The 7,000-nt window shown below is 65.9% G+C and carries 7 protein-coding genes; 4 read left to right on the top strand and 3 right to left on the bottom strand.

The features are described from left to right. Nucleotides 1–60: 60 nt before the first annotated feature. From NE2_RS07275 to NE2_RS07290, 3 genes are all read left to right on the top strand, one after another. Complete coding sequence (locus NE2_RS07275; RefSeq protein WP_063025047.1) at nt 61–384, top strand: helix-turn-helix domain-containing protein; 324 nt, start codon at nt 61–63, stop codon at nt 382–384. Between the two features lie 890 nt (nt 385–1,274). Beyond that, nucleotides 1,275–2,588 carry a hypothetical protein gene (locus NE2_RS07280; RefSeq protein ID WP_063025049.1) on the top strand — a complete coding sequence of 438 codons (1,314 nt, stop codon included), beginning with the start codon at nt 1,275–1,277 and terminating at the stop codon, nt 2,586–2,588. 512 nt (nt 2,589–3,100) lie between these two features. Next, nucleotides 3,101–3,625 carry a DUF488 domain-containing protein gene (locus NE2_RS07290; RefSeq protein WP_063025060.1) on the top strand — a complete coding sequence of 175 codons (525 nt, stop codon included), beginning with the start codon at nt 3,101–3,103 and terminating at the stop codon, nt 3,623–3,625. Here NE2_RS07290 and NE2_RS07295 read toward each other — a convergent pair. After that, the gene (locus tag NE2_RS07295) at nt 3,604–3,936 is read right to left on the bottom strand and encodes an MGMT family protein (protein ID WP_063025052.1); all 333 of its coding nucleotides are present in this window, start codon (nt 3,934–3,936) and stop codon (nt 3,604–3,606) included. The genes NE2_RS07290 and NE2_RS07295 overlap by 22 nt on opposite strands. A 179-nt stretch (nt 3,937–4,115) precedes the next feature. Between NE2_RS07295 and NE2_RS35500 the strand changes: the two genes are divergently transcribed. Next, nucleotides 4,116–4,388, top strand: a complete 273-nt coding sequence (locus NE2_RS35500; RefSeq protein ID WP_146165226.1) for a hypothetical protein — start codon at nt 4,116–4,118, stop codon at nt 4,386–4,388. 115 nt (nt 4,389–4,503) lie between these two features. Here NE2_RS35500 and NE2_RS07305 read toward each other — a convergent pair whose 3' ends face one another. After that, complete coding sequence (locus NE2_RS07305) at nt 4,504–5,076, bottom strand: CBS domain-containing protein (protein ID WP_063025056.1); 573 nt, start codon at nt 5,074–5,076, stop codon at nt 4,504–4,506. Nucleotides 5,077–5,299: 223 nt separating this feature from the next. Beyond that, nucleotides 5,300–6,841, bottom strand: coding sequence for a PucR family transcriptional regulator (locus NE2_RS07310; RefSeq protein WP_063025058.1), 1,542 nt, complete (start codon nt 6,839–6,841; stop codon nt 5,300–5,302). Between the last annotated feature and the right edge of the window lie 159 nt (nt 6,842–7,000).

Raw genomic sequence — 7,000 nt, forward strand, 5'->3', positions numbered from 1 at the left:
AAATACGTTGCTGGCGGCAGCGTTGAAGAACCGGCTCGGCGCCGAGTGGGAGAGCGACACATGATCAAGAAGATGGGCTACCACTGGCGGCTGCGGGATGTGATGGCTGATCAGCAGATGTTCCAGACTTCGGATCTTGTGCCCCTGTTGGTCGAACGCGGCATCACGTTGTCCCGGGAACAGGTGTATCGGCTGGTGACCCAGCCGCCGCAGCGGCTGAGTATGGATGTGCTGGTAGCATTGTGCGACATCCTCGGGTGCAGTCCCAACGATCTGATTCAGCCGATGGTCGTCAACGAGCAGGTCCGCAAGACCGCAGGCCAGGCGGTGTCGACGCCGATCACGCCGCAGCGCACGGTCATTCGCCGGCCCAGGCAGAAATGACACATCGTCGCGGACGTCCGCGCCGCAGGCCCCACGAACTGCCAGAGGCTCGAACGAGACTGATCGAGTTCATTCGGCGGGCTACTGATGGGCTCGTGGGTGAGGACCAGGCCGAACAGCTTCTGCGCCGCGCCAAGGCGTGGGGAACGACCGGTGCCTACGGTCTGGACGCTCACCTGAGCGAACATCCTGATGCCTTCCTCGCGCCACAACAGCACTGTCCGGCTCCGCTGCCGAAATTGTTGCGGCTGCTGGATGCGCAAGGGCTCGGCGAGAAGGTAGTTCTGCTCGGTTGCGCCCGTTGCGGCCGTACTGACGACGATCTACGTCGGTCCACTCCGCAAGGACGATGCTGTGCACGGTGTATGTTGCGCGATCGCCAGATCGAGTGCGCGCGTTGTCACCGCACGGTATCGGATATCGCCGCCCGTCGTGCCGAGGGCCCGATCTGCCGCAGGTGCCACTACAGCGATCCCGAGCGCGCAATCGAATGTTCTCGTTGCGGGCGCAGGCGCCCTCCTCGGCTGAAACTTCCCGACGGCGGAGCCCTGTGCAGCGCATGTCGCCCCAAGCCACGCACCCTTTGCGTCCGCTGCGGTCGGCTCCGTGTCGCGGATGCCAGGACTGCGGAGGGGCCGATCTGCGGTTCCTGCCACAAGAGTCCGGCGCGCACATGCGGGATCTGCGGGGACGTCAAACCCATCACCCTGCGTGCCACCGCTGACAATCCGGACGTGTGTCACGGCTGCTACCGCAACGACACCAAATGCGCGATCTGCGGTGAGACGACACAAAAGTGCGCGAACTGGCCAGTCGGAGCTGTCTGCTTCCGATGCCATCGCCATCGGACCCACCACCCTGCGCCGTGCGGCAGTTGCGGCCACACCCGCGTGCTGGTCGGCGTCAACGATTCTGGCCCGATCTGCGCGAGCTGTGCCGGCTCGGACCTGAACTACACCTGCCGCCAATGCGGCCATGAAGGCGACATCTATGCGAAAAGGCGATGTCGACGATGCGTCGCGGTAGACCATGTCCGCGAGCTGATCACCGGCGCCAATGGACATATCGTCCCGGAACTACTTCCGCTCGCCGACGCGCTGGCAAACGCCAAATCCGCGTCGCTGATGAAATGGGTCAAATCCAGCCGATCATCACAACGGCTCGCCGAACTCGTCGCCAGCGGCCCAGACATCAGGTACCAAGCACTCGATCAGCTGCCGCAAGGCCATGCCACCCGATACCTGCGTGAATTGCTCGTCTCCACCGGCGTGCTGGAACCGCGCAACGAATCATTCGCGCAACTGGTGTTGTGGGAAGACAGAACCATTTCTGCTCTGTCCGACCACCACCAGCGAATTGTTCGGCCCTTCGCCAAGTGGGCGGTTATCCGCGATGCCCGTCGACGGACCGAGCGCGGCCGGTACACCGACGCCGCATCTCGCGCCGACCGCGCTCAGATCCGCGCCGCCATAGGATTCCTCGCCTGGCTCGACACTGTCGAAACATCGGTCGAGCGGATCGACCAGCGACACCTCGACACCTATCTGTCGCAGAATCCCGCTAAGCTGGAACCGCTGACCGCATTCTTACGGTGGATCCGTGATCGAGGCCCCGGCAGTGTCCTCGCCCTGACAGCACGTCAGTCGGCTTTCGGGCCGGCCAAGGAGTTCCAGGAATTCGAGGAGTACCAGAATCAGCTGCGCCGCTGCCTCACCGATGACAGTCTGCCGCTCGACCTACGGGTCGCCGGTGCGCTGATCCGGTTGTACGGAATGTCGCTAGACCACATCGTCGAACTCACCAAGGACCGCTTCCGACGCGCCGACGAGCGCGACGCCTACCTCACTATCGACAAACATCCAGTCCTGCTGCCGCCGAGCCTCACTCGACTCATCGAACAACTTATCGGGCAGCCTGTCACACGAGCCCTACTGCCCGCGGTCGAAGAGTCGCCCTACCTGTTTCCAGGTAAGCCGCCGACCCGCCCCCGCCATACTCGTTCTCTGCGCCAGTCACTCGCCGACAACCGGCTGCCCAGCCTCTCTGCACGCAACACCGCGATGATGACCATCATCGCCGAGCTGCCGCCGGTGGTGGTCAGTGACCTCCTCGGAATCCACCCGGGCACAGCCGCGCGATGGGCGCAGTTCGCCCAGAGCGGATGGGCCGACTATCTTGCCGCACGCGGCACGAGCAGCCGCTGACAAGAGCCGTCGCTTCTGGACAGCTCGGCCTCAGCCGTGAGGATGCGGTTGCCGCGACCCGAACCCGCTAGTAGTCGACCAGGCAGCGATCGCTGACCATGACCTACCAGGACCTCAGGCTGCCCGCGTACGTCGTGCCCTCTCGATGTCACTTTCAATGCCGTGCACTCGGTTTCGTCTGGTCATTCGTGGGACTTGGCGTCAACCACCTGCTGGTCGACTGGTTGATGGACGGCCGCCGCGACGACCCCGCGGACCTCGTGGCGGTATGCGTGGACCTCTTCGCAGCCACACGCGCGCAGTGGGACGCCGCCGCATCCTCGCCAGGCCCATCTGCCTGACTGTTCGATCTGACTGCCAACGACCGTTCGTATTCGCTCGATCTCGCTGGCCAAACACCTCGGTCTGGTGGGCGAGGCTGGACGGTTCTCGACTCTGGGAGGCGATGCGACCCGGCCGATCCGATGACATCCTGTTTCCGAGACGGCAGTATGACCGACTTCGGGAGTGCCATGTCGACCGTTTACACCATCGGCCATTCCACCCATGCCATCACGGAGTTCATCGGGATCCTGCAGCATTTCGGCATCGGTGTGGTGGCAGACATTCGAACCATGCCGAAGTCCCGGCACAATCCACAGTTCCACATCGACCGGCTCCCGGAATCGCTGGCCGCCGTGGGTATCGACTACCGGCCGATGCCGGGGCTGGGCGGACTACGCAAGCCGGCGGAAGGCTCGATCAACACCGGATGGCGCAACGCGTCCTTCCGCGGATACGCCGACTATATGCAGACGCCCTCGTTCGAGGAGGCGCTCGATGAGCTCATCGCGCTTTCCGGGCAAGAGGTCGTCGCCATCATGTGCGCCGAGGCTGTCTTTTGGCGCTGTCATCGCCGCCTGGTCGCCGACGCACTTCTCGTGCGCGGCATCGACGTCCAGCACATCATGGGTGCGGTACAGCTCGTACCGGCGACGATCACGAGCTTCGCGGTGGTCGGTGGGACGCGAGTCAGCTATCCGTCCATGCCGGGGTGATCGGGTGGGCCGTTCCACTGCGCGCAGCTCATGTCCACACGGCTCCCGCGCATCGGGGTGCCTTCGGCGCGCAGCAGCTCGACGGCGCTGCCGGCGTGGCAGGACGCGGGCGTGCCGTCAGCGCGCACGACCCGATGCCAAAGGGTCTCGTCGGACCAGGCGGTCATGACCCGTCCAACTTGCCGGGGACCCGCGCCGACCAGGTCGCCGATCGCGCCATAGGACATCACCCGGCCGGGCGGAATCTGGTCGATCACGTCGAGGACGCGGCGCGCGAACGGCGATATCGCCCCACTCCCTACCCGACTCATTCGACCCGGACCGGAGGTCGCGTCCTTGCGGCGGTTCGGCGGAACACCGGGCGGTCGTTTCGGGGCGCAGGGGAGCGCCGGCGAAACACCTGTCTGCGAGTCGGGCGGGAGTCGTCGCGGTCAAGGAGCTGCTGCCGGCAGTCCAGGCACCACTGCGTGGTGGGAATGGTTTGCAGCAGATGAATCGGGATATCGGCGTAGCAGGCGCGGCAGCGGCCGTATCGTCCCGCGGCTATGAGCGCGAGCGCTTCGTCGATATCGGTCAGCGCTTGCCGTGCCGCGACGGCCAATGTGACGGTGACTTCATGTCTGGCCCTGTCAGCCGCGGTGGCGAGTTGGGGAGCGTCACCGAGTTCGGCGTCCAATTCGGTCAGTTGCTGCACACGGAATCGGCGTTGCTGATTCAGGGCGTGTCGGAGTGTGGGCAGATGGTCGGTAAGGGATGTGCGTGAGGGTGCGTGGGTCATGTTGATCTCCAGGGCCGGGATCCGGAACGTGGCTCGGTATCGGGCGGAGGGGGCCGCGCTGAAGGCGGCTGGCTGCATCACCATCACTTCCGTGCTCGGGTCAGTGCACGGTAGTAGTGGTCGCGATGGTCGCGGTGCGCACGCCGGGCACCGTGCGGGCCAGGGCGATGGCGATGCGCCGCTCGGATTCGTCGGCGAACCGGCCCGAGACGCCGAGGTGGCCATTGGCCACGGCGACATGCCAGCGCCCTGCGCCGGCGTACTGATCGAGGCGACTTTGTGCTTCTGCTGCCAGGGTGTCGTCGGGTGTCAGCAACATGCGCAACACGTCGCCGCGGCTGAGCATGCCGATCACATGGTTGTCGGCGTCGACGACGGGCAGACTGCGCAGGCCGTGGATCACCAGTTCGGTCATCGCCACGGCCACTGCCGCACTGCCGGGAACCGACACCGCCGGTGTGGTCATCACCGCACCGACCGAGTCGTCGAGTTCACCGGCCCGCAGCAGGTCGCCGCTGGTGAGTACTCCGGTGAGCCGATCGTCGCGGTCGAGAACAGGCAATGCCGCGTACCCCGATTCGGCGAGCATCAGCGCCGCCTCGCGTGCGGTGTTGTTGTGCCTCAGAGCGACGACCGGCCGGCTCATCACCTCGCATACCGGCATGGTGTTCATTGCTGTTCAACTCCGTTCCATCGGTTCTTACCGGCTTTACAACGAAAAGCAGGTTCCTCGCTGCAGCTGACCCCATCGACGCCAGGCTCTGACGCGGTCTGTCGGTGACCGCGTACAACGACGCGAGTGCCTGCGGCGTTGCTGGTCAACCCAAGTATGAGGCGCCGACTACGGCGATCGGTTGCGCTGATCGGACAATCCGGTCGTGCAAATTGTGGTGATGTCACTGTGGATATGGAGCTGTGCCGGGTGATTCGGTGACAGCGAGTTCGATCAGCGTGGCGAGCCGTTTGCGGGGCTCGTCCAAGCCGAGGTCGGTCACTTCCGCCATCTTTCGTAGCCGGTTGCGGATGGTGTTCTCGTGTACGCCCAGAAGTTCGCCCGCCTCGGTGGGGTCGCCCTGGGCTTGTAACCAGACGCGCAGTGTCGCCACATACTGAGTGGAGTTCGTGCGGTCGTAGTGTCGTAGCTGTGCGAGCGGGCCGCGGGCGGGGGTTCGTCCCGCGAGCCCCGCGGTGCGCAATCGCTGGAGCACGATGTCGGCCCATGCTTCGTCGTAGGCGGGCGGCGGCGTGCCTGCTGGACGAGTCTCGTGCAGCGCCAGGCACTCCTCGGCTTCTCGGCGCGCCAATGACACTTCCGTGGCCTGGGCGACGCCGCTGATGCCGGCGAGCACCGTGAGCTGGTCGTTCAGCCCCGCGCGCAGTTCGCTTATCCAGCGGCGGGCGGTGGTTGGGTGATCGGCGGGCAGCAGGGTGTAGATGGTGTCGCCGATCAGGGCGCTGCGGCTCGGACGGGACCAGCCGAATCCGGTTGTTGCCCGCTCGAAGATGAGCAGCAAAGCGGTGTGCGGCTCGTGGACTCGGGCGCGGAGCGCGATCACTCGGATGGTGGCCGACGCCAATCCCAGCCTGCTGGCCACCGTCGCTGCGTCCGCGGCCCCCTCCAACAGTGCGATCACCAGTTCCGATTCAACGTGTCGTTCCAGGTCTGCGCTTGCGCGCGACCGCAGCAGGTGCAGGGCCACCGTGTGCGCGCCGTCGACCAATGCGGCCCGTCGATCCCCCCGCAGGGGTGTCGGGCACGATACCCATACCGATCCCAGCAGTTGTCTGCCCACCCGCACGGCCGCCACCATCCGCCCGGCCATCCCGCGCTCCGGCTGAGCGGCAACGAACAACGGCTCCTCCGAGGCCGCCACATGCGCGAAGACACCGCACTCGTCGAACAGCTCATGCAACCAGGGCGGCATCTGCCGGCCCAGGATCGTCTCGACCCGCGCGGGGTCGAGGTGGGACTGCGGCCTCGAATACGCCAGTACGCGGGATCGATGGTCCTCGATCGTTACCGCACCGCCGACCGCGTCGGCGAGACTGTCGGCCAGGGCGAAAAGATCGGTCGGCCCGCGCCCTGCCTCGGTCTCGCGGCCTTCCAGCACCAGCCCGTAGACCACAGCGGCCACCTCACTCCAGGCCACCGCGGGGTCGACTTCGAGCACCGCCACATCCTCGAGCACCGGCGCGTCGCCGGTGTCCTCGCCGCCACGGATGAGCGCGACAGTGGCGCGCGCCGACACTGCCCAGGCCATTACCTCCGCGATCGAGCGTGCGCCGATGCCTAGCAGCACATCGCCGGTTTCCGTGGGGTCGGTGACAGGGCCGTGGATGACCACGCTGCGCAGGGGGATCGATCGGGCTACCGCACCCAACCGCACCCGCACCCCGTAGCCACTGAGCACGTCGGCCAGACGGTCCAACGTCACCACGAGTGGCTCCCGTCGTGCGGCCGACCTGCGGTTGCGGTGGCACCGGTGACAGCCGGTCGAGCGACGCGATGCGCTATCACGGCGGTTGTGGGGGATCGGCCGCTACGGTGCGGTCGATGGCGTGGCTTTGCTGTGGTGGCGAGCGTGCCTGAGCATGGC

Origin of the sequence: Nocardia elegans NBRC 108235 (genome assembly GCF_001612845.1) — a bacterium.
Lineage (GTDB): Bacteria > Actinomycetota > Actinomycetes > Mycobacteriales > Mycobacteriaceae > Nocardia > Nocardia nova.